The 22,117-nt window shown below is 63.5% G+C and carries 15 protein-coding genes; all 15 read right to left on the bottom strand.

All coding sequences use genetic code 11. From position 1 onward, the window contains the following. Positions 1 to 178 precede the first annotated feature (178 nt). A complete protein-coding gene (locus tag SB765_RS02360; RefSeq protein ID WP_410910397.1) occupies positions 179 to 1,144 on the bottom strand; it encodes a FecR domain-containing protein in 966 nt (321 codons plus the stop codon). Continuing rightward, positions 1,144 to 1,650, bottom strand: coding sequence for a sigma-70 family RNA polymerase sigma factor (locus tag SB765_RS02355; RefSeq protein WP_028613906.1), 507 nt, complete (start codon positions 1,648 to 1,650; stop codon positions 1,144 to 1,146). The genes SB765_RS02360 and SB765_RS02355 overlap by 1 nt, the downstream gene beginning before the upstream one ends. Positions 1,651 to 1,738: 88 nt before the next feature. Next, on the bottom strand, positions 1,739 to 4,255 hold the full coding sequence (locus SB765_RS02350; protein ID WP_410910398.1) for an excinuclease ABC subunit A: 2,517 nt from the start codon (positions 4,253 to 4,255) through the stop codon (positions 1,739 to 1,741). Between the two features lie 48 nt (positions 4,256 to 4,303). Continuing rightward, entirely contained in the window at positions 4,304 to 5,389 is a 1,086-nt protein-coding gene (gene tssA, locus SB765_RS02345; protein WP_016499517.1) for a type VI secretion system protein TssA, read from the bottom strand. Between the two features lie 95 nt (positions 5,390 to 5,484). Next, the gene (locus tag SB765_RS02340) at positions 5,485 to 6,003 is read right to left on the bottom strand and encodes an Hcp family type VI secretion system effector (protein WP_341798774.1); all 519 of its coding nucleotides are present in this window, start codon (positions 6,001 to 6,003) and stop codon (positions 5,485 to 5,487) included. A 143-nt stretch (positions 6,004 to 6,146) separates the two neighbouring features. Beyond that, the gene (gene tssM, locus SB765_RS02335) at positions 6,147 to 8,642 is read right to left on the bottom strand and encodes a type VI secretion system membrane subunit TssM (RefSeq protein ID WP_410910399.1); all 2,496 of its coding nucleotides are present in this window, start codon (positions 8,640 to 8,642) and stop codon (positions 6,147 to 6,149) included. After that, the gene (tagF, locus tag SB765_RS02330; protein ID WP_410910400.1) at positions 8,639 to 9,547 is read right to left on the bottom strand and encodes a type VI secretion system-associated protein TagF; all 909 of its coding nucleotides are present in this window, start codon (positions 9,545 to 9,547) and stop codon (positions 8,639 to 8,641) included. Before tagF ends, tssM begins: the two co-directional genes overlap by 4 nt. Beyond that, the gene (locus SB765_RS02325; protein ID WP_410910401.1) at positions 9,544 to 13,341 is read right to left on the bottom strand and encodes a type VI secretion protein IcmF/TssM N-terminal domain-containing protein; all 3,798 of its coding nucleotides are present in this window, start codon (positions 13,339 to 13,341) and stop codon (positions 9,544 to 9,546) included. Before SB765_RS02325 ends, tagF begins: the two co-directional genes overlap by 4 nt. A 30-nt stretch (positions 13,342 to 13,371) precedes the next feature. Continuing rightward, the gene (icmH, locus tag SB765_RS02320) at positions 13,372 to 14,088 is read right to left on the bottom strand and encodes a type IVB secretion system protein IcmH/DotU (protein ID WP_341798778.1); all 717 of its coding nucleotides are present in this window, start codon (positions 14,086 to 14,088) and stop codon (positions 13,372 to 13,374) included. Then, the gene (gene tssK / locus SB765_RS02315; RefSeq protein ID WP_341798779.1) at positions 14,085 to 15,428 is read right to left on the bottom strand and encodes a type VI secretion system baseplate subunit TssK; all 1,344 of its coding nucleotides are present in this window, start codon (positions 15,426 to 15,428) and stop codon (positions 14,085 to 14,087) included. The genes icmH and tssK overlap by 4 nt, the downstream gene beginning before the upstream one ends. Further along, positions 15,425 to 16,147 (bottom strand): type VI secretion system lipoprotein TssJ, encoded by a 723-nt coding sequence (gene tssJ / locus SB765_RS02310; RefSeq protein WP_138737720.1) that lies wholly within the window; start codon positions 16,145 to 16,147, stop codon positions 15,425 to 15,427. Before tssJ ends, tssK begins: the two co-directional genes overlap by 4 nt. 24 nt (positions 16,148 to 16,171) lie before the next feature. Further along, the gene (gene tssH, locus SB765_RS02305) at positions 16,172 to 18,769 is read right to left on the bottom strand and encodes a type VI secretion system ATPase TssH (RefSeq protein WP_410910402.1); all 2,598 of its coding nucleotides are present in this window, start codon (positions 18,767 to 18,769) and stop codon (positions 16,172 to 16,174) included. Further along, on the bottom strand, positions 18,766 to 19,836 hold the full coding sequence (gene tssG, locus SB765_RS02300; RefSeq protein WP_258651563.1) for a type VI secretion system baseplate subunit TssG: 1,071 nt from the start codon (positions 19,834 to 19,836) through the stop codon (positions 18,766 to 18,768). The genes tssH and tssG overlap by 4 nt, the downstream gene beginning before the upstream one ends. Then, a complete protein-coding gene (gene tssF / locus SB765_RS02295) occupies positions 19,800 to 21,620 on the bottom strand; it encodes a type VI secretion system baseplate subunit TssF (RefSeq protein WP_341798782.1) in 1,821 nt (606 codons plus the stop codon). Before tssF ends, tssG begins: the two co-directional genes overlap by 37 nt. Beyond that, complete coding sequence (tssE, locus tag SB765_RS02290; protein WP_028613918.1) at positions 21,620 to 22,102, bottom strand: type VI secretion system baseplate subunit TssE; 483 nt, start codon at positions 22,100 to 22,102, stop codon at positions 21,620 to 21,622. The genes tssF and tssE overlap by 1 nt, the downstream gene beginning before the upstream one ends. Positions 22,103 to 22,117: the final 15 nt, after the last annotated feature.

Genomic DNA, 22,117 nt, shown 5'->3' with positions numbered 1-22,117 from the left:
TGCACTCATCACCGGACGACGCAGGGAAAGGTATCAACGAAATATTCACGGCCCCTGTAGGAGCACCTTGCGTCGCGATGGAGCGCGTAGCGGTCCCAGGTTCTCTGCCTTCTTGCAAGACTGCCGGGGCCGCTTTGCGGCCCATCGCGGCGCAAGGCCGCTCCTACAGGGGACTGCGTTAGCCGAGAGGTTCTACGGTTACCCAGTAACGGGTCAGGCCCTGGATTGTCACCGGCAGGGTGTCGCTCAGCAGCCGCAGGCTGGCATCGGTATCGGCCAGCGGGAAGGCGCCGGACACCTTCAACTCGCGTACTGCAGGGTGGCAGCGCAGCACGCCGGGGCGATAGCGGGCCAACGCTTGCAGCAGATCGGCCAGGCGCATGTCACGGGCAAGCAGCATGCCGTGCTCCCAGGCCAGGTCACCGGTTTCCAGCGCAGCGGCGGGCAGTACCCGGTCGGCATCGAAAGCGCTGCGCTCGCCGGCCCGGAGCAGCAGGCCGCTGGTGGCGTGCACCGGGCGGGCCTCGACCGCGCCTTCGAGCACGGCTACCCGGGTCAACGGGCCATCGAGGTGCACGCTGAAACGGGTGCCCAGTGCAGTCGCCTGGCCATGCAGGGTACGCACCAGCAGTGGCCGAGCCGGGGTAGCAGGGTCCTTGGCGCTGGTAAGCAGGATTTCGCCCGCCAGCAAGTCGATGCGGCGCTGTCGGGCGTCGAACGTGATATCGATGGCTGTGTCGGTGTTCAGCAGCACCTGGCTGCCATCGGCCAGCGTCAACGCGCGTTGCTCGCCGACCGCTGTGCGCGCATCGGCGGTCCATTGCTGCCAGGGTGTTTCTCGCCACGCCAGCCAGGCCGCCGGTACTGCCAGCAGCCCCAGCCCCAGGCGATGCAGGGCCTGGCGGCGGCTGACTGCACCGTTACGGCTGAGCCGGCGCAGGGTTTCACCGGTAACGGGTGTGGGCAGGCGGCGGAAATCACCCAGGATGGCCTCTGCACGCTGCCAGGCCTGGGCGTGCTGGGCGCTGCGCTGGCACCAGGCCTGCACGGCACGCTGATCGTCTTCGGTGGCCGTGCCCGATTGCAGCTGCACCAGCCAGTCAGCGGCTTCGCCAAGGATAAGCGGGTCGATACGCTGCTCCATCACTCGATGCTCAGGCAGGCAAGGAAAGCCGTGCGCATGTCGCGCTTGATCGTGATCAGTGAAACCTGCAGCTGCTCGGCGATTTGCGCATAGGTCAGCCCGTCCAGCTGCGACAGCAGGAACACTTGGCGGACCCGGGCCGGCATGTCGCGCAGCATGGCGTCGATGCGGTACAGGGTTTCCAGGATCAGCCAGCGCGTTTCCGGGGAGGGCACCTCGGGTTGCGGCAAATGGGCGATGGCCTCCAGATAGGCCCGCTCGACATCCTGACGGCGCCAGCGATCGACCACCAGGCCCTTGGCGATGTGGGTCAGCAAGGCCCGGGGTTCGTTGCCAAAGCAGTGATTGCCCTGGCGGCTGAGCAGGCGCACGAATGTGTCGTGCGCCAGGTCGGCGGCATCGCAGGCGTTGCCCAGTTTGCGCCCCAGCCAGCCCTGCAGCCAGCCATGGTGCTCGGTGTACAGTGTCTGGACCTGCAGGTTGAGGGTAGGGTCGGCGGGCGGCATGGCGTGCGCAAGGTTCCGGCAAAAGGGGTGCAATTAAGAATTGATCGCATTCTAAGCGCCGTTCGTGGAACCTGGCAATGCGCAGGTGCTACAAGGCCTTGGCCAAAAACGCCGCTGTGCGGCTGTCGGCACACCCGGCCACCTCCTGCGGCGTGCCACTGACCACCACCTTGCCCCCGGCATCCCCGGCCCCTGGCCCGATATCGATCACCCAGTCGCTTTGCGCCACAACGCGCATGTCATGCTCGACCACCACCACGCTGTGCCCGCCCTCGACCAGTCGGTTCAACTGCACCAGCAGCCGGTCGATGTCTTGCGGGTGCAAGCCGTTGGTGGGCTCATCCAGCACATACAGGGTTGCCCCGCGGGCCTGGCGTTGCAGTTCGGTAGCCAACTTGATCCGCTGCGCTTCGCCACCGGACAGTTCGGTGGCCGGTTGGCCCAGGCGCAGGTAACCCAGGCCGATATCCTGCAGCACTTGCAGGCACCGGCGCGCCGGTGGCTGTTCAGCAAATACCTGCAGGGCCTGGTCGACGGTCAGTTGCAGCACTTGCGCGATGTTCATGCCTTGCCAGCTCACCGCCAGGGTTTCGGGGTTGTAGCGGGCGCCATGGCAGGTCGGGCAGGGCGCGTAGACGCTGGGCATGAACAGCAACTCGACGCTGACAAACCCTTCACCTTCACAGTTGGCGCAACGGCCCTTGGCGACATTGAAGGAAAAGCGCCCGGCGTCAAAGCCCTGGGCCTTGGCCTGTTCGGTGGCGGCGAACAGCTTGCGCACATGGTCGAACAGGCCGGTGTAGGTGGCCAGGTTGGAGCGCGGCGTGCGGCCAATCGGCTTCTGGTCGACCTGCACCAGGCGCTTGATGCTGCCAAGGCCCGCACTCACGTGGCCGCTGCTGGCCTGTTCAGGTTCGTCTTCCAGGTTTTGTTCTTCGGGTTCGCTACGTTGCTCGGCATGGCCCAGGTGCGCGCCCACCAGGTCCAGCAGGGCCTGGCTGACCAGGCTGGACTTGCCCGAGCCGGAAATACCGGTAACGGCGGTAAAGCAGCCAAGGGGGAAGGCGGCGCTGACGTTGTGCAGGTTGTTGCGGGTGATGCCTTCAAGCTTCAGCCAGTCGCGGGCCTGCCGGGGCTCACGCGTGGTCCGGGCCGGGGCACTGAACAGGTAGGCGCGAGTGCGCGACGGCTCGACCTCGGCCAGGCCTGCGGGCGGGCCACTGTAGAGAATGGTGCCGCCATGCTCGCCGGCATCTGGCCCTACATCCACCAGCCAGTCGGCGCGGCGCATGGTGTCCAGGTCGTGCTCCACCACATACACCGAGTTGCCAGCCTGCTTCAGGCGTTGCAGGGCTTCGAACAGCGCTTCGCTGTCGGCAGGGTGCAGGCCGGCCGACGGCTCGTCGAGCACGTAGATCACGCCGAACAGCTGCGAATTCAGCTGGGTGGCCAGGCGCAGGCGTTGCAGCTCACCGAAGGACAAGGTCGGGGTGCTGCGCTCCAGGGCCAGGTAACCGAGGCCAAGGGCGAGCAGGGTATCGATGCGTTCGAGCAACTCGTTGGCGATGCGTTGGGCAGCCAGGCGCTTTTCTACCGTCAGCGCATCCTGTTTTTGGGTCAGGTAATCCGCTGCCGCCACCTTGCGCAATACCCCGGCCAGCGCCTGCAACGACAGGTGCGACAGCTCGGCGATGTCCAGGCCGGCGAACGTCACGCCCAGTGCCTCGCGCTTCAGGCGCTTGCCCTGGCACAGCGGGCAGGGGCTGGGGCGCATGTACTGGGCCACGCGCTTGCGCATCTGCGCGCTTTGCGAGTGCATGAAGGTATGCAGCACGTATCGCCGGGCGCCCATGAACGTACCCTGGTAGCTGGGCTCCTGTTTGCGCTTTAGCGCTTCGCGGGTCTGTGCCGGGGTCAGGCCGGCATACACAGGTGCGGTGGGCGTGTCCTCGGTGAACAGGATCCAGTCGCGCTGCGCTTGCGGCAGGTCGCGCCAGGGAATGTCGACGTCATAGCCCAGCGTTACCAGGATGTCGCGCTGGTTCTGCCCCTGCCAGGCCATCGGCCACGCCGCCACCGCGCGCTCGCGGATGGTCAGCGACGGGTCGGGGACCATGGTCGCTTCGGTCACCTCGTAGACCCGGCCCAGGCCGTGGCACTCCGGGCAGGCGCCCTGGGGCGTGTTCGGTGAAAAGTCTTCGGCATACAGCATCGCCTGCCCGGCCGGGTAGTGGCCCGCGCGCGAGTAGAGCATGCGGATCGAGCTGGACAGGGTGGTCACGCTACCCACCGAGGAACGTGCGCTGGGCGTGCCGCGTTGCTGCTGCAGCGCCACCGCCGGTGGCAAGCCGTCGATGGCATCCACGTCTGGCACGCCAACCTGGTCGATCAGCCGTCGGGCGTAGGGTGCCACCGATTCGAAATAGCGACGCTGGGCTTCGGCATACAGCGTGGAAAAAGCCAGTGAAGACTTGCCCGAGCCGGACACGCCAGTGAATACCACCAAGGCATCGCGGGGCACATCCACATCGATGTTCTTCAGGTTGTGCTCGCGGGCGCCACGGACTCGAACAAAACCCGTTGGCGAGGTAGGGCGCTGACGCATGCGGCGATCCTTGAACGTTGGGGGAGTGGCCGTCAAAGTAACAGCATTCTAGCGGGTGCCTAGCACATCACGGATGTTGTCCACGACATTGTTGTCTTTGATCACATCACTGAGCCAGCCTTCCAGCGGCATGTTGCCCCACTTTATTGCACGTTCTATCAGGTAGGGTACCGGGCTTTGCGGTTCGCTCTGCTTGAAGTACTGGGCAATGCCCGCAAGCATGGTGAACGCCTCGTCGCGGGTCAGCGGCGTGGTGCGCATGGCGGCTGGCACAGTCGCCGGTGGGCGTGTATCCATTTGTTCACCTGCTGATTGGGGGTTGGCCGTGACGGCCTCTGGCTCCTGCTCCTCGAGGAGGGTGGGGTGCAGTTCGACACCGCGGTCCTTGAGCAGTTTCTCCGCCAGCTGGCTTGCACGCGAGAGCATGTCGGCAAGGCTGGCAAAGCTGGGTGCCTCGCGCTCGAACAGGCGGTCTACCGTAGCCTGCAGGCGCTTGCATGCATTGAGACTGGTGGCAATCTCCAAGGCCTTGGCGCGCAGGTGATCGGTGTCGCTAAGTGCTACCGAGCGCTGGAAAATCTCGGCGTTGATCTTGCCTTCGTTAAGCGCTGTCTGCATTGCCTTGGGGTTTTGCAAGGCGAGGTTTTCTACGTGGCGTGATTCGTCATAACGCAACACGCCAAAATTCTGCCCTTGGGTAATAGGCAAACCACCGGCAATGTCGCTGAGTGTGGTCTTGAGCCAGGACAGCCGCGCTGCGCGCTCATCCAGGCCGTCTTCCAGGGTTGGGTACAGCGTCTCCCAAAACGCGTCCAGAACCCGTTCGGTCAGCTCAAGGCCAAAGGTGATACCTTTGAAGTGCTCGCGCTGCGCCAGCCCTTCACTGAGCCAGGCCGCCAGCATCAAGTCTTTGCTTTGCTCCGCCAGCCCTTGCGCCGACAGGTCGATCACCTGCTCCCAGTTGGCAGTCTTCAGGTCGGTTTGCCAGTCGCCCTGTGTCAGGTAGTCAGGGTCGGCCCGGCGTGCCTCCTTGATCTGGTCGAACAAGGCAGAGAAGCTCAAGTCTTCGCCACTGCCACCCTCGATGGGGGCGGCCAGCGTGGCCAGCGAAAGGTCATTGAGGATTTCAGGCATATAACACTCTGGACATGGCTAATGAACAGCGCGCCAGAAGACCTGGCGGCGCTGCTGGTTCAGGCCGCCGAAGCGGCCCATGTTTTGTCACCTGCTTAGGCAAACACTTTGTTCGCGGTGCGGTCCCAGCCACCGACGATGTTGCCGCCGGCCTGACCGTCGGTGCGGTTCTGCTGGGTGTAGGTGGTCTTGATACGGGCAAAGTTGAAGCTGATTTCTTCAATTGGCAGGTCGCTGACGGCCTTGTCTTCACCCCCTTGGCTGCCACCGGCAACGAACTTCACCGACGAGACCACGACTTCTTCCATGTCGATGGTCAGGTAGGTGACTTTATCGCCACCTGCACGGTTCACGTTCAGCTTCAGCTTGGCGATGTGCTTGCCGGTGCAGCAGTGCTCGAACAGCTTGGCCGAAGCCTTGTCGACGGCTTTGCGGATCTTGAAGTCGCTCAGGGCAACACGCTCGGACGACGCACCACCCGAGGAGCTGGCAGTTGCCGAGGTAGCCTGGGTGGCGCCGTACTCGTAGCCCAGCACTTCGATCCAGTCCTTGTGTTTGTCATCCAGTACTTCGCCCGGGATGCCGTCGATTTGGATATACGCGTCAAATGCCATTGTGAAACTCTCCATTAACTACATGTAAAGGGTTGCTCATGCGCCCCTTGGTTTTGACCTCGCCGGGCACGCCGGCAGAGGTAGCTTGCCGCCCCCCGGGCCTCCTCCTGTGAGGCCCGGGCGACCGGTTCTTGCGGCATGGCTCAGTTGAGACCACGCACTTCGATTTCTACCCGGCGGTTGGGCTCAAGACACTTGATCAATTGCGCGCGCGGTTGCTGCATGTCGCAATTGACCAATGGCTTGCGGCTCCCTTCGCCTTGTGCAACCACCAGTTCGGCAGGCACGCCCTTGCCGACCAGATAGGTGCGTATGGTTTGCGCCCGTTGTTTCGAAACCTGCAAGTTGCCCTGGCTGTCGCCCAACTGGTCGGCGTGGCCCGAGATGACGATCTTGCCGATGTTGGGGGTGTTCAGCAGCTTGCTGGCAATCGCACTAAGCTGGCCCTGGCCTTCGTTTCTAAGGCTCTGGAAGTCGGCGCGGCCGAAAGCGAACAGGGTGTCGGATTCCAGTGTGATGGTCTCGATCGAGCGCAGCGACTGGGCCCGCAGGCTGTCGATGTAGTTACGCGAACTGGACATCAGGAAGGCGTTGTCGAGGATGCGTGGCGCATCCGGCTCACGGATCTGGTCGCTATAGAAAGTGATCTGCCGGCTTGCGTACAGGTAGTCCTGGTTGCTGTCTGCTTCGTTGCCGGCTGCGGTCATGCGCTGGCCGGTGTGGCGGGCGATAGCCGGGTACCAGTAGTCCGGCAGGTGCGCCTTGAGGAACGCCGGGTCGGCCTTTTCGCGCTGGGCCGGGGACAGCATCACATAGGTGTCCAGGGTGGCCTTGCCGAAATCGGCGATCGACTGGGCGCGGTTGTCATGCGGCAGCGCCTCGGCCTCGACGCTGTCAACACCGCTCACCGGCTGCAACTCGCGGGTGTTGCGCTGGTAGACCTTGAGCGTGGTCAACAGGTAAAGGGTTCGCGTGAGGTTGTCGGCCGTGGGTTTGAGCATCACGTTCTGCAACGTGGCGAAGTAGCGGCTGCGCAGCAGCGGCTCGACTTCATGGCCCTGGTACAGGCCCAGGCGCATGCCGAGCGGCACGCCCTGCTCATGGTGTTGCTGATAGTAGTGCGCGGCCCAGAAGCGCAAGCGATCCAGGCTACGCCAGGCGGTGTACTGGCCGCTGGCAGCCTGGTCGTCGGCCTTGGCCTGGGCCAGTTCGCCGGCAATGCTGGCCAGGGTGGCGCGGTTGTTCAGGTACGACCAGCCCCACAGGCTGCACAGCACAATGGCTACCAGGCCGGCGGCGCCGACCCAGCCAGCCTTGCGCCGGCGTTCGCGGTGGTTGCTGGTGTACAGCGCAACCAGGTGTTGGTCGGGGATGATGACCTTGCGGAACAGGCTATTGATGAATAGCGGCGCCGGCTGGCTGCCAGCTTCGGCAGCACCTGCGGCGTGTTCGAGTGCGAAGCGCTCGGCCACATGCTGGCCGTGGCTGCCCCACTGGGCTTCGTCGGCTTGCAGCGCGGCGGTGAAATAGAAACCGCGCAGCATTTCGGCACTCTGGTACGGGTTGGCACGCAACAGGCTGTCGACGAACTGCTGCAAGCGCGGCTTGAGGGCGGCGAGCTCCAGCGGGAACCGATAAGCAGCGTTGTTCTGCCGAGTTACCTGAATGTCCTGTTGCACCAACTGCTGGCCTGCCACCTGCCGCCAGTAACCGGTCAGCTCGTCCATGGCCTTGCCGAAGCGCTGGCCCCAGTCGGCCTGTTCGTAACCCTTGTGCGAGAAGGTTTTGCCCATCACTTCGCCACGTGAGGCGTCGTCCAGCTGGCGATAGAACGCTGTAAACCCGGGTATCAGGTCGCACTTGGTGAACACCAGGTAGATGGGCAGGCGCACTTCGAGCAGGGCGCAGCTTTCCTGGATGCGTTCGCGCAGGCGCTTGGCCACGCGCTCCTGGTCCTCGGCCGAGCCATGCAGGATGTCGTCGATGCTGACGCTGACGATCAACCCGTTGAGGGGACGGCGCTGGCGATGCTGGCGCAGCAGCTGCAGGAAGCCGCGCCATTTGCCGGCTTCTTCCGGGCTGTTCATGTAGCGCCCGGCGGTGTCCAGCAGCACCGCTTCGGAACTGAAAAACCAGTCGCAGTTGCGCGTGCCGCCCAAGCCCGCCACCCTTGCGCCTTCGCGCTCGGCATAGGGGAAGTTCAGGCCCGACTGCAGGATCATGGTGCTCTTGCCCGCGGCCGGCTGGCCTATCACCAGGTACCAGGGCAGGGCATACAGCGCGTCTTTGGCCGAGGCGCCGCGGGGCTTGTTGCTGTGCAGGCGCTCGATGCTCTGCAGGAGGCGCTCGCGCAACAGGCTGACTTCTTCGCGGTCGGCCGGGGTGGCGCTGAGTACGGCGTGGTCAGCGTCGTCACGCAGCAAGCCTTCGAGGTTGTGGTGCTGGCCGACACCGCGGTACAGCAGCAGTACATAGCCCGCTGACAGCAACAGAAACACTCCGATACCTGCGAGCAAGCTGTGCAGCGAGGCGAAGCCGAAGGCACGGCCAATGGCCCAGACCAGGAAAATCGCCAGGAAGAACGCCACCCCCAGCAGGTAGGGTTGGTAGCGCAGGCAGTAGTACTTGATCTTGTTCATACAGGCGTCGCATCCAGTGCATCGACGAACTGGTCGATGACGTGTTCAAGAGGTCGGTCGTAATCGTGCAGCTGTGGCGCACCTGTTAGTGGGCCCAGCAATTTCAGGTGCTCACCCTTGTCAGCGCAGCCACTGAGCAGTCGGTAGGCACAGTTGGCATGGCGCGACGGGAAGCAGTAGAGGCGCGGGTGCATGAAATCATCGGCCAACAGGCTTACCGCCGGCACGCCAGGGCTACCGCTCATGCGTGTCAGCCAGGTCAGCCACAGATCGGCAACAGGATTTTTAAGGCCGCGTTCTGCCGGCAGTGGCAATTCAATGCCGCCCGCAAAGTCGCCGTGCAGCGAGCCCCTGCTGTTTTTCAGGTGAGCGAGCGCGGTGGCGCTGTCGAAGCCCGGCCACGAACCGTGCAGGGCTCGGGCGACATCAGCAAAGCTGAAGTCGTGCAGGAACTTGGCATGGACCCGGCGGAACAGGTCCAGGTCCTGGCCCTGCAGCGGGCGCAAGGCCTTGATCCGTTCGAACAGACTGGCGCAATCGGCACCTTGCACGGCCTGATGCAGCAAAGGCTTGATCTGCGCGGTGAACAGTTCGCCAAGGGTGAACGGGTTGACCCCTGCAATGCCTTCCTCGCCCTTGATCAGCTGGAAGATGAAGAACGGGTAGCGCCGTTGGCTGGCATCGCGCGAGCTGAGCAGGCCGCCCAGCAGCCAGTTGCCGTTGCGTGCGCGGTAGTTGAAGAAACACATCGGCAGCGTGTCGAACAACGCTTGCCAGTCATCGCGGTGGCGCATGGCCACCAGCGATGATTGCAACCAGGCGTCGAACTCGCAGGCTTCCTCCGTCGCGCCGTGCAGGCTGACGAAGTCCGCGCTCGTCGGTAGCTTGCCGAAGCAACCGATCATTGCGCGCCCCTGTCGTTGAGGGCGCTCAGGGCCTTGACGTTGCCCAGATCGGTCAGCTTGACCCCACCGAAGTTGCGTACAACAAGGCTCACGCGGCCACTGGCGGTGTTCCAGCTAAAGCGTTGCTGAATGCCGTCCAGGTCGTCGACGCGGGCGCTTTCGTTCATGCGCAGAAGGCCCCATCGGCCCGGGAAGTCGAACACGGTAAGCCGTGCGCCGCTCAGGGTAACCACGTCCAGGCGTGCGCCGGGGGCGTTGCTGGTGGCCGGCCAGGCAAAGCGGTTCCAACTGCTGCGTCCGTTGCGGTAGTGCTGTTCCTGGCCATCGAGCGTGAACACGATGTCGGTGAAGTTGGCCGAAGGCTCCAGCATGATCTCAAAGCCGTTGTCACGGTCCGAGAGGCTGGCGATCACCTGGCCCACCGAGCTGGCCTTGTCGATGCTGTTGAGCATGCCGGGGTTGACCAGCGCTGGCCCCTTGCTGTCGCCCACGCCCAGGCCTTCACCGCCGGCCAGGTTGCCGATTTCGTTACGCTTGAACGCCGGGAGCAGGCCGCTTTGCGGGTCGACGAAGCGCTGCAGGTCTTTCACCGACGCTTCGTTGTTGCTGCCACCGGCAATGGGGTAACGGTGCGCCATGACCTGTTCCCACGGTTTGGCGATCTGCTGTGCCCAGGCCTTGGCGATTTGCTGGCCGGCCGGGTCGCGCAGGGTGGCCCAGGCGTACTGGATGGGCAGGCTGAACAGCCCCTGCAAGGAGCGGGACAGGCCGTCCTGGCTGGTATCGACGCTGCCTTCCACATAATTGCGTACGGTAGTGACTTCGCTCGGCTGGCCTTCCAGGGTCTCGCTGATCAACTGCTTGCTGCCCTTGCCCACATCCTGCGAGCGCTGGATGTTGTTCATGCGCACCTTGAGCTTGCGCAGCGCAGCCAGGTAGCGGTCCATGATGGTGCTGTCGGCGCCTTCTGCGTTGTTCTCGGCGAACACCCGCGCCACCGGCTCGAAACGCTTGGCCAGGCTGCCGTCATCCACCGCCGGCAGGGCCGGGGCGACGTTGGCGGGCAGGGCGTCATTGGCATCGAACAGGCCGGTGACCTTGCTCCAGAAGCCGTCATCGCGGGCGGCACCTGGGCTCGGGATCGCATGGTTGATCGGCAGGTCCCACCGGGTATTGTCATTGACCGCAGCCAGCAGGTTCTTCACCGGCGAGTTCTGCACGTCGCTGAGCAGGCCCAGTTGATCGGTGGCCGAGGCCAGGTCGGCGAAGTGGCGCATGCCCACGCTGCTGACCATCTTGTACCAGGCTTGGGTGTAGTCGCGCTTGTAGCGGGCCATGAACTCACGCACGAAGTTGGCTTTTTGCACGACGGCATCACCGCCTTCGCCGTCCAGCACCCAATCCGACTCGTTGCGCAGGTTGCCCGACACCAGCTTGATCAGCTCGGGCTTGACGAACGTGTCCCAGCCCTGGCGCGTGTAGATTGCCGGTACCCCAGCGGAGCTGTACAGCAGCGCGCGGCCCGGTTGCGGGACCAGGTCGTTGAGGCTCAGTGCCGGGAACTGGCGGCTCGACTCAAGTTGCAGGCGCAGGTATTCGCGATCGACCAGGGAGCTGGAGATCATGAATGCCTTGAGGTTCTGCCGGGTTTCGTTGATCAACTGCTCGTTGCGCGGCAGCGCGGGCGCCTGGCCTTGCTCCAGCAGTTGCACGTACAGCGGCACGTTTTCTTTGATTACCCTGGTGTCGGCCGGGGACCCTTCAGCTGCTGCACCGGCCCAGGCCTGGGGCAGGCTCGCAGCGACGAAGGCCGGGTCCGGGTGAGCCTGGGGTTCGGTCAGCAGCAGGTACAGCTTGAGTGTGTTGTAGGCCTCGATGATCGAGGCCACCTGTTGTTCGTTCAGCCGGCCAAGCATTTCTTCGGACAACGACAGGCCGCCGGTAGTGGCAGACAGCTCGGCAGCATCGCTGGCCGTGGCCAGGTTGACCTTGGCGGCGTAGGCGCCCAGGCGGGTGTCGACTGCTGCGGCCTTGGCGGCCACGGCAGCGGCGATTGCCTTGGCGCTGCGTTTTTTAGGCTGCGGCGCCGGGGTGAACTCCAGGGCCTGGTTGATGCCATTGGCAAAGGTGTTGAACGCGCGCATCTGCACTTGCAGGCTGCGGGCGATCGGCTCCAGCGCCTGGCTGCGCAATTGTGCCAGGTAAGCGGCGCTGCTCACCTGGTGGATCGCTTCGCCATGGTAAAGGCCGGCAGCCAATTGCAGCGGGACACCTTGCAGGCGATGGGCTTCGACGATCGACATCTGTTCGCGCAGCACTTCCAACCCCTTGCCGGCAGCCAGCAGTTGCTCGCGCTCCTGCGCTTGTTCGATCTGCGCCAGTTGCCCGCGCAGGCCTTCGAGCCATTGCCGGTTGTTGATGAACGACAGAGCCTGCCAGCCGATGAACGCAACCCCCGTGGCGACGGCCAGGCCTAGTAACAGAGGGCTGAACGCGGCCTGGCTGCCCTGGCGCGACTGGTACAAAGTCAGGTCGCGGTCCGGGAAGATCACCCGGCGGAAGGTGTCGGTGATGAAGTAGCTGCGGTTACCGACGGCCTTGGTGGTGCTTTCGACCCGCTCGTCGTAGGCCGCCTGCAGGGCGAACTCATCGGCGATGACGTCTTCATAAACCTGCCCCAGCTGCTGCCCGGTCTGCAGCGCACTGGTGAAGTACAGGCCCCGCAGCAATAGCGGATTACCACCGCGATGGCCCTGGGTGAAGTGGTCAAGGAAGGGTTCGAGCACTTCACTGAGGGCGGCGAAATACTGCGGGAAGTTCAACAGGGTGCTATCGGCTTCGGCACCGAGGGCGATCATCTGTGCGTCGACGTGCTGGCGAATACGGCCTTGCAGGTTTTTCAGCCGCGTTTGCAGCACGGCGTGCAGGCCATTGTTGCGGATTTCCGACAGGCCAAAGGTCATCCCCAGCGGCTGCTGGCGTTCGTGCAGGTCGAGGCCCTCAAATGCCTGGCTGAACCCCGGCAACTGGTCGGTCTTGCTCAGCATCAGGTAGATCGGCGGGTTGGCGCCCAGGCATTCGGCGTACTCTTCGACCCGTGCCACCAACTGGTTGGCCAGTGCATTGCGCTCATCGCTGTTGGCCGCCAGTAACTCGGGCAGGCTGACCACCAGGACCAGGCCATTGATCGCCGCCTTGCCGCGCTGCTTGCGCAGCATCCGCAGAAAGGCCGAGAACTCGCTGGCCGACTGGTCGTCGCGCAGGTAGCGCCCGGCGGTATCGATCATCACGGCATCGGGGCTGAAGTACCAGTCGCAGTGCTGGGTACCGCTTTCACTGTCGTTTGCCGTGGCAATGCTGGCCGACAGGCCGGAATGGGTCAGCAGCGAAGTCTTGCCCGCAGCCGACATGCCAACCACCAGGTACCAGGGCAGATCGGACAGCGCGGCCTTGCCGCCGCCTCCGGCAGAGCGGTCGGTGCGCAGCATGGCGATGGCGTGCTTCAGGCGTTCGCGCAGCACCTGCTGGTCACGGAACTCGCCGGTGGCATTCCACGAGCGGTCGACCTCGATTTGCAGCAGGTTCTCGAGGTTGTGCTCGGCACGGATGCGCTGATATTGGCGCAGCACAATCACCAGCAGGAAGCAGGCACTGATGATTGCCAGCGCTTCCGGCACGTGATGACGCAGCCACGGCACCAGCGGCGCGGCCAGCCAGCAAATCAACAGGCTGGCCAGCCACAGCAATGGCAGCAGCACCCAGAAACTCTTCAACAGACGCAGTAATGTTTTCATGTCTTCCTGACTCGGCTACCTGACGTGTGCTCAGGCACTGAACAGCTGGCGGATTTGTTCGGACAGGGCGGCGACGTCCTTGTCCAGCAACCAGTCGAGCGTGAGGTACACGGCGATGCAGACCAGCGCGATCAGCGCCAGATACACCCACAGCGGCACTTCATGGCGCAGCATCTGCGACACCTGGTCGGGCAGGGCCCAGTCCGGTGACAGGGCTTTGGGCGCCTTGCGGTAACGGGCGATATCCTGGCCCAAGGTATTGGCCAGGTAACGCAGCTGGTCTTTCTGGCCGAGGCTGAACTTGCCCTCGAAGCCCAGGGCCAGGCACAGGTGGTAGACCTCGAGCACGTCGATGTTCTGCTTGACGTCGGCACGTAGCGCATCCACTTTCTCGAAGAAGCCTTCACCGGCCAGGTGCACGCCGAAATAGCGGAACTGCAACGGCTGCAGTTCAAAGTGCCGGCGCAGTTCGTTGTCGCCTGAGCGCAGTACGCTTTCGTCGAGGAAAGCGCACAGTGCGTATTGGGTGTCCTTGACCTGCTCGACGCTGTAGTTGGCGGCGCGGGCATCACGCTCCAGGTTGTTGAAAAAGCGCTCGACGCTGCCCTCGAAAGCCTGCACCGAGGTGACCTGCCGCCCGCGACGCACGATCAGCGCCATGCTGATGAAGTCCTGGACCAGGTCCTTGAGTGTCGGTTTGTCATTGGCGGCCGCGACGGCGCCCTGTTGCAATACGGCTTCGGTCATTTGAGCACCGCCATCAGTTCGAGCTTGAGGTTGGTAAAGGCGCTGGGCGCATAGAAGCAGATAGCCTGGGCATTGATCATTCGCTCATACACATTGCCGTGCGGCTCGATGGCGAAGTACTGGTTGTCCAGGCGTACCGGAATCGCGTTCGGCAGCCGGGCGGCATGATTGAGGGTGACACCAGGCATGGCGCTGTTGACCACCACTTCGATGTCTTCCGGTGAGCCGACCTTGAACGCCCGGGGCACCAGCTCCAGCAGGCTGGCGCCGGGCATGTCGGCGTGCACGGCAATATAGAAGTCCGCCTCGGCCAGGCGTGGATCGTGCAACTGGCCTTGCCAATGCGACGGTTTGGTCTGGGTAAGGTTGATGACGATACATTGGTTGGGCACGACGTTGTCGAGCATTACCCGGATCATCTCGTCCAGTTTCACCAATGATGCTGCAGGGTCTTGATGGTCGTACTCAGGGATATCGCTTAACTGAGTGTCCAGGGTGAAGGTCAGCAGCCCGCCAGCCAGGTCGGCGAGGAACAGGTACAGGCGCTCCGGGTGCAGGCGCGGGTGAGCCAGCAGATGAGCTAACTGCGGGTGGGCACGGTTGACCGTGTTCAACAACCAGAACAGGGTGACGTCGCTGGACCCGAACTCGGCGATCTGGTCGGCGCGCTCACGTCGCCGGCCGGACAGTGCCTTGCTTTTGGCCTGCAGGGCGCCGAGCAGGCGCTTGCCGAGGCCGACAATGGTTTCGTGGCTACCCAGGTGCAGGGTAGGGTGGACGAAATGCGGGTCAATATTGAAGCCGCCCATGCTGTTGCGGGTCAGCTTGGCCAATGGACAATGGGTGTAACCGTCGAGGCTGTCACCGTCGACCAGCATTACCACGTTCAGGCGCAGGCTGGTAATTTCGTTCTCCAGTTCGCCTTCGTTAAGGTCTGGCAGGGTGTCGAACTGTTTGCGAAAACGCCGCGCAGCCTTGTGTTCGTGGCCATCTTCGACGTAATTGAGGCCAAAGGGCTCAGGCAGCTTGAGTGCGGCATAGACTTTGAGGTCATTGGCCTTGAGCAGGTCTTTGAGGTCGCGTGCGGCAGGCAGCGGGTCGTGCTGCGGAGCGTCGTACAGGCTGCCATCTGGGAACACCAGCTTCAGGCGTTTGAGCTGCAGCGTACCGTTGGCCAGGGCGTCCTCGTCGACCTGCAGCGCCTGTACCCCCCAATGGAACGGGGTACTGCGCAGGGTCGCCTCAGCCAACTGGTGCTGGTGGAACTCGTCCTGGTACTGGAAGTGCTGGGGCAGCAGGAACATGCCTTCCGACCACATCACCCGGCTCTGCTTGCTCATTTGACGCTATCCACTAAAGAGTTGAAGGTTGAATCCATGGCGTTGCTGGCCGACTGGCCTGCGGCGTCGGAGGCTTTTTCGATAACTGCGCCCTGCACCTTGTCCGTCAGGGTCGGGTCAGCGTCGTTGGCCTTTTGCGCAGCCGCGAGCTGGTCGGCGGTGGGTGGTTTGTTCAGCACATCCACGCCACGCATGGCGCTGATTTCAGTCTTGTCCACCAGTACCCGCAGGCCGTCGGAGGAGAACCAGATGCCGTCCTTGCGCAGCGAGTTGGCGTCGAAAGCGACTTTCCAGCGCGCGCCTTGTTCATCGCGGAAGAACGCCGCCACACCAACGTAGCGAGCATTCTTGGCCAGCGGCCATTGGTCGATCTGGCCGATGCCCGGCAGCAGGGTGATCTCGCGTGCTTCCACCAAGGTGTTGCCCAGTGCCTTTTGCGGGGTATCCCAAAGGGTCTCGGCATCGGTCGCGGCGAAGCGCTCGAGGTCCGTCAGCTGGTACACGCGCATCACCACCGACAGTGGCTTGCCCTCGGCATCAGGGTTGAGCTGGTTGCCGCCATCAGAGGTCAGGATGACCTTTTCGCTGTCGGCCAGCATGTCGGCAGCCCAGCTGTCCTCCATGCGTTTGCCGATTCGGTCGGTAACCCCACACCCGGCCAGCGCCAGCAGCAGGGCGGCGGTGGTCAGGCGTTTGAGGGCTGTGTGCTTGCGTTGCATGACGGCTAAACCTCCGGTCGTTGATCAGGCCAGGCGATAGGCGAAGTCGCCATCGCTGCCCAATTCGATCACCAGGCGTTCGATGGGCGTGTCCTGGGCCATGCGTTCGAGCACGCGCTGGGCGAGTTCGGGCATCAAGGTCTGGGACAGAATGTTGTCGATATTGCGCGCACCGCTGTCGACCTCGGTGCAGCGCGCAGCAATGGCTTTGACCAGCGCCTCGTCGTAGCTCAGTTCGGCCTGGTGGTTGCGGGCGAAGCGCTTGGCGATGCGCGCGAGCTTGAGGGCGACGATGCGCTCCAGGATCTGGTCCTGCACCGGGTAGAACGGCACGATGCTCAGGCGGCCAAGGAAGGCCGGCTTGAACACATGATTGAGTTCGTCGCGCAGGCCTTCGACGATGGCCTGCGGCGTGGGCAGCTCGGTGGCATTCAGGCAGGTCTGCATGATGCGCTCGGTGCCAGTGTTCGAGGTGAGGATGATCACCGTGTTGCGGAAATTGATTTCGCGGCCTTCACCGTCGTCCAGTACGCCCTTGTCGAATACCTGGAAGAACAGTTCGAGCACGTCCGGGTGGGCTTTTTCAACCTCGTCGAGCAGCACCACGCTGTACGGTTTGCGGCGCACCGCCTCGGTCAGCACGCCGCCTTCGCCATAGCCGACGTAGCCGGGTGGCGAGCCCTTGAGGCTCGACACGGTGTGGGCCTCCTGGTATTCGGACATGTTGATGGTGATCAGGTTGCGCTCGCCGCCGTACAGGGTATCTGCCAGGGCCAGGGCGGTTTCGGTCTTGCCGACGCCGCTGGGGCCGAGCAGCAGGAACACACCGATCGGCTTGTTCGGGTCTTCCATGCGCGCCCGGGAAATCTTGATGCGCTTGCCGATTTCGTGCAGGGCATGGTCCTGGCCCAGCACGCGCTCGCCGAGCAGGGCGGGCAGGCGCTGTACGGTGTCGATTTCGTCACGCAGCATCTTGCCCAGCGGGATGCCGGTCCAGCCGCTGATGACCTGGGCGATGGCGCCGCTGTCGACCAGCGCGTGCACCAGTGGCTGGTCGCCTTGTACGCGAACCAGTTCGGCGCGCAGGCTATTGAGCTGCCCGGCATCGGCGTCGTTGGCGGCATCCAGCGCCTTGAGCTGTTCGACCAGCGCCAGCTCTTGCTGCCACTGCTCGTTCAATTGCTGTTCCTGCTGCTGTTTGGCCTGCAGGCTGGCCTGCAGCTCACCCAGGCGGCGGGCATGGTCGTGGCCCTTGCCGGCTTCGTGGCCAAGCACGTCAATTTCTGCCTGCAGGTTGTCGATCTGTCGACGGCAGTCTTCCAGCAAGCCAGGCTGCGACGATTGTGCCAGGGCAATGCGCGCACAGGCGGTGTCGAGCACGCTGACCGCCTTGTCAGGCAGTTGGCGCCCGGTGATGTAGCGGCTGGACAGGCGCACCGCCTGCACCAGCGCTTCGTCCATCACCGCCACCTTGTGGTGCTCGCGCATCTTGCCCAGCAGCCCGCGCAACATGTGAATGGCCTTGTCCTCGTCAGGCTCTTCGACCTTTACCACCTGGAAGCGGCGGGCGAGGGCGGCGTCCTTCTCGAAGTACTTCTTGTATTCGGCCCAGGTGGTGGCGGCGATGGTGCGCAGTTCGCCACGCGCCAACGCCGGCTTGAGCAGGTTGGCAGCGTCGTTCTGCCCGGCCTGGCCGCCAGAGCCGATCAGGGTGTGGGCTTCGTCGATGAACAGGATGATCGGGTGCATGCTGCGTTTGACCTCTTCGATGACCGCCTTCAGGCGGTTTTCGAACTCACCCTTTACCCCGGCGCCGGCTTGCAGCAGGCCAAGGTCGAGGGTATGCACGGCAACGTTCTTGAGCACAGCTGGCACGTCGCCCTGGGCGATGCGCAGGGCCAGGCCTTCGACCACGGCGGTTTTGCCCACGCCGGCTTCACCGGTGAGAATCGGGTTGTTCTGCCGGCGGCGGGTGAGGATGTCGACCATCTGCCGCACTTCGAACTCACGGCCCAGCACTGGGTCGATGCGGCCTTCGCGTGCACTTTGGGTGAGGTTGACGGTGTACTGGTCCAGCGCAGGGGTCTTGCCGCCTGCCTTGCTGCTGTTGGCCACCGCTGCCGCCGGGCTGGCCAGGGCGCTTGCCTGGCGGGATTCGGCGCTGCCTTCGACGAGCGCGGCGAGGTTCAGGCGCAAGTCGTTGGCATTGATTTTTTCCAGCTCCGGCGCCGAGGCAACGACCACCCGGCGCAGTTCGGCGTCGTCGAGCAGGGCTTGCAGCAGGTGGCCGCTGCGCACCTGGCCGACGCCATACTCGATCGACGCCAGCAGCCAGGCCTGCTCGATCATGCGGGTAATGTGCGGCGACAGCGCCGGGGTGCGGGTATTGCCTTTCTTGAACGTGCCCAGGGCGGTGACCAGCTGCGCCTGCAGGCGCTCGGCGACCACCTCATAGTGGCGCAGGATCGGGGCCAGGTCATTGTCACCGGTGTCGAGCAACTGCAGCAGCAGGTGTTCCACCTCGACATCGTAGTGGTGCTCTGACAGGCAAAGGGCCGCTGCGCTTTCGGTGGCCGTGCGGCTGGTTTCGTTGAGCTTGGCGAACAGCGACTTCAGGTTCACAAGGCGACCCCATCGTAAGGAATATGGAAAACGGCGCAACGCGAAGGCTCCGCGTCACGGCCAGGGCGTTTGAGCCAGCCGAGCCAGCCCAACGCGACATTGCCGTTGCGGCCGAGCCGGGCGCACGGTACCGCCTCGCGCTTGAGGCGCGGGGCGATTTCAAAGTCCAGGCCGGCACCTATATAGAAGCGCACCAGCTCGACCAGTTTGCGATAGCACTCGGTACCAGGCTGGAAGCGCTGGTAATCGGCCAGGCTCAGTGGGCCCAGCTCAATGCGAATGCACGATTGGTAGTCCCACACCCGCTTGCCAGCAACGGCGCTGTGGCCAAGCTGGGCGTTGCGCCGGCCAAGCTGGGTGCGCTGCTCAGGCGGCAGGTGCAACCAGCGCCCGGCAAACTGCTTGACGTGGATCGGCAGCGAGAAATAGAAGCCGAGCATGCGCTCGAGGTTCAGCGCATTGCGCGGCTTCTGGCTGAGCAGGCCGGCAAAATAGCTGAACAGCTCCCGACGCAATGCTGACGGTTGTTCTTCAAACTTGAGCTTCTGCGCCCGCGGGCCGAGGCCCACCAGGTTGAGCAGGTAGCCATCGAAGCCCGAGCTGCCAGTGCGCTCGTGCTCGATATGGAATTTGTATTTTTGCCAGGCCTCGTAGAACAGCGTGGTCATGCGGTGCGAGAAAATGTCGAGAAAGGCATGAGCGGCATCGTCTCGAAACTGCACATGGCGCTCAAGCAGCAACTCGGTGTACGGACGCGGCAGCACGCCTGAAGGCCCGACCAGGCCCATGAAGGTAACCTGCACTTCCGACAGTGGCAGGCCGGCCGGCGAGACCTTGCCTGCGTGCTCGAAGTGCAGGTCGCTGACTTCGCTGGCCGGAAACGCCAGCGACAGCTGAGTACGGAAACGCAGCGGGTCTTCGTGGGGCCGGGTTGCCAGGTCCATGCGTCCGGTGCGGCTGTAGTGCAGGCGGAGCAGGCGCACCAATTGAAAGAATTCGAATCGGTGCGGCTCGGCTCGGGCCTGATCGATCAGACCAGGGGCTGATCGCCAGTACGTGCTGGCCATTGGACGACTCTCTTTTCTCGTTGTTGGGTGCGCAGGGTCAGTTGCGTGAAGCTGTTCATCGAGCAGTACTGGCCGAAGAAGTGGTCCAGCACCATGCCGAACAGGAACACGCCACTGCCGGTGAATTGGTGCTCGTCGAGGGTGAGGGTAATGCCCACGCCCCGCACGAAGTTCGGCCGCGGATGGCCGATACGCGCAACTACCGGCTCGCTGTTGATGGCCTTGATGCCGTTGATCTGTTTGCGGATGGCCGAGACGTTGCGGTAGTTGTAAAGCGACAACAGCTCCAGCAGCACTTCACGGCCTTGGCTGACCAGTGACATATGGTTCAGCGACAGGTGCGCGATCAGGCGCCATATCAAGCCTTTGCCCAATGGCACGCGCACCGTGGCGGTGGGCTTGCGCAGGCAACGGATATCCTTGATTACCGAGTTGGCGGGAATGTTGAAATCGCCACGCTCGCCGCCGAACGGGAGCATGAGCGGCACATCGCGGTTGCTGCAGGTGAGGGCGATGCTGAGGGTGTCGCTGCTGGCGCTGATCAGCTCCAGGTCGCGGTCGACCACGCGAATGCTCATGGCAGTGGCGTCACCCTGGGCGCGCCGCCGGGCAACCCAGAAGCTGCTGTGCGGGTCTTGCTCGCCTCGCGGCTCGAAAAACGGCTGGCAAGTGGCAACCTGGTCGGTGCCCCCCAGTTTACGAACCCGACGCACACGGTCTATGGATACCACTTCTGCTGCGTTGTGCAGCCGGGTGTCCGGGGTGACCGGATACTCGTGCTGGGTGTGGGTCAGTTTGATCGGCTCGGCTTGCTGGCGGAACAGGTTGATGATGGGCGTGCAGTTGAGCTTGAAGTTGTTGCGCCCGATATTCTGGGTCAACCGCGCCAGTCGCTCGCCAAGGTCGTAGTCGGAAAAATAGAAATTGATGTCGACCTGCTCGATGGCCTTGCCCTGCAGAATGCGGGCAAAGCCACTGAGGTCGAAGAACATGAACTTGTCGGGGAACGTGAAATATTCGTGCAGCAGCCGGTAACCGAGGAACGAGCGCTCCGAGTAGTCAACCAGGCCTTCGTCGCGGGCATAGCCTACGGCCTTGAGGGCATCGACGGGCAGTGCGACCTCACGGCTGCGGCCCTCGTCGTTGAAGCTCAAGGTCGCCTTGGCCAGGTTATTGAACAGCAATTCGTAAAGGTGCAGCATGAGCGTTGCTTCGCCGTCGAGGAAAAACCGCAGGCGGTCCATTTGCATCTGCCCGAACAGAGCATCGCCGGTGGCTGCAAGGCGGATACGCAGGTGTGCGACCAGGTCGGCACTGTGGCCGTTGAAGGCCGAACGTTCCATTTCGACGAACGAGGCCTGTTGCACGGCAATCGGCCACAGCTCTACCGGGTAGCACGTGCGGAACTTGCACACCACGCCCTCTATGGCGTTGGCATGCATCTCGGTATGGCGCGCCACCCGGTACGCTTCGGAGACTTTCTCGTGCCTGCCCAGGCTCAGCTCGGCAATCGACATCGAGGGGGTAGGGCGCAGGTAATGCGGGTACAGCACCTCAAGGAAGGATTCGACGATTTCCGGAAACTCGTCATCGAGCTTCTTGTGCACCCGCGCAGAAAGGAACGAGAACGCCTCGATCAGGCGCTCGGTGTGCGGGTCTTCGCAGTTGTCGCCCTCGATCAGCAAGCGCGAAGCGATTTTCGGGTACTGCGCGGCAAACTCCTGGCCGAGGAAGCGCAGGTGCGACAGTTCCTTTTCATAGTAGGGCAGCAGTTCGTCGAGCATCAGTTGAGGTTCTGCACTTTGTATTCCTGGGTGTTGACCTGCAGCACGGCGTCGAAAGAGACCTGGCGGCTGATGTCCTGCAGACGCAATACGGCGTCCACGCGGAAGGTCAACATGCGGTGGCCATTCTGCTGGGCCAACAGCTGCACACGGACCCGGCGGAAACGCCGGTCTCCGGTACTGATCGCCCGCTCCAGCTGTTGCTGGATCAGGCGGCGGTCATGTGGGTCGAGCACGCTGCGGCTGATGAAGTCGGGCATGCCGTATTCAAGGATGGAACCACCGAGCTGGCTGAAGCCGTCGAGCTCTTCGGCGACCAGGGACTGGCGGGTATTCACCAGCACCTCAAGGTCACGGACGATGCTGGCTTTGTACTCGGCCAGCGAGCAGGTGCGCTGCGCGGCCGGCTCGGCCGACTGGAACGGACGGTCGTCCAGCAGTCGGTCGAGCAGCGAGGGCAGCAGGCGGGCCTGGTTACTCATGTGTCATCCCTGTAC

This window comes from Pseudomonas sp. SIMBA_067, assembly GCF_046534675.1.
GTDB classification, from domain to species: Bacteria; Pseudomonadota; Gammaproteobacteria; order Pseudomonadales; family Pseudomonadaceae; genus Aquipseudomonas; species Aquipseudomonas putida.
This window is presented reverse-complemented; position numbering and strand designations above follow the sequence as displayed.

Excerpts from the sequence above, each read along its gene's own strand:
- SB765_RS02360 (WP_410910397.1), bottom strand. The coding sequence starts at position 1,144 with ATGGAGCAGCGTATCGACCCGCTTATCCTTGGCGAAGCCGCTGACTGG.
- SB765_RS02355 (WP_028613906.1), bottom strand. The coding sequence starts at position 1,650 with ATGCCGCCCGCCGACCCTACCCTCAACCTGCAGGTCCAGACACTGTAC.
- SB765_RS02350 (WP_410910398.1), bottom strand. The coding sequence starts at position 4,255 with ATGCGTCAGCGCCCTACCTCGCCAACGGGTTTTGTTCGAGTCCGTGGC.
- tssA (WP_016499517.1), bottom strand. The coding sequence starts at position 5,389 with ATGCCTGAAATCCTCAATGACCTTTCGCTGGCCACGCTGGCCGCCCCC.
- SB765_RS02340 (WP_341798774.1), bottom strand. The coding sequence starts at position 6,003 with ATGGCATTTGACGCGTATATCCAAATCGACGGCATCCCGGGCGAAGTA.
- tssM (WP_410910399.1), bottom strand. The coding sequence starts at position 8,642 with ATGAACAAGATCAAGTACTACTGCCTGCGCTACCAACCCTACCTGCTG.
- tagF (WP_410910400.1), bottom strand. The coding sequence starts at position 9,547 with ATGATCGGTTGCTTCGGCAAGCTACCGACGAGCGCGGACTTCGTCAGC.
- SB765_RS02325 (WP_410910401.1), bottom strand. The coding sequence starts at position 13,341 with ATGAAAACATTACTGCGTCTGTTGAAGAGTTTCTGGGTGCTGCTGCCA.
- icmH (WP_341798778.1), bottom strand. The coding sequence starts at position 14,088 with ATGACCGAAGCCGTATTGCAACAGGGCGCCGTCGCGGCCGCCAATGAC.
- tssK (WP_341798779.1), bottom strand. The coding sequence starts at position 15,428 with ATGAGCAAGCAGAGCCGGGTGATGTGGTCGGAAGGCATGTTCCTGCTG.
- tssJ (WP_138737720.1), bottom strand. The coding sequence starts at position 16,147 with ATGCAACGCAAGCACACAGCCCTCAAACGCCTGACCACCGCCGCCCTG.
- tssG (WP_258651563.1), bottom strand. The coding sequence starts at position 19,836 with ATGGCCAGCACGTACTGGCGATCAGCCCCTGGTCTGATCGATCAGGCC.
- tssF (WP_341798782.1), bottom strand. The coding sequence starts at position 21,620 with ATGCTCGACGAACTGCTGCCCTACTATGAAAAGGAACTGTCGCACCTG.
- tssE (WP_028613918.1), bottom strand. The coding sequence starts at position 22,102 with ATGAGTAACCAGGCCCGCCTGCTGCCCTCGCTGCTCGACCGACTGCTG.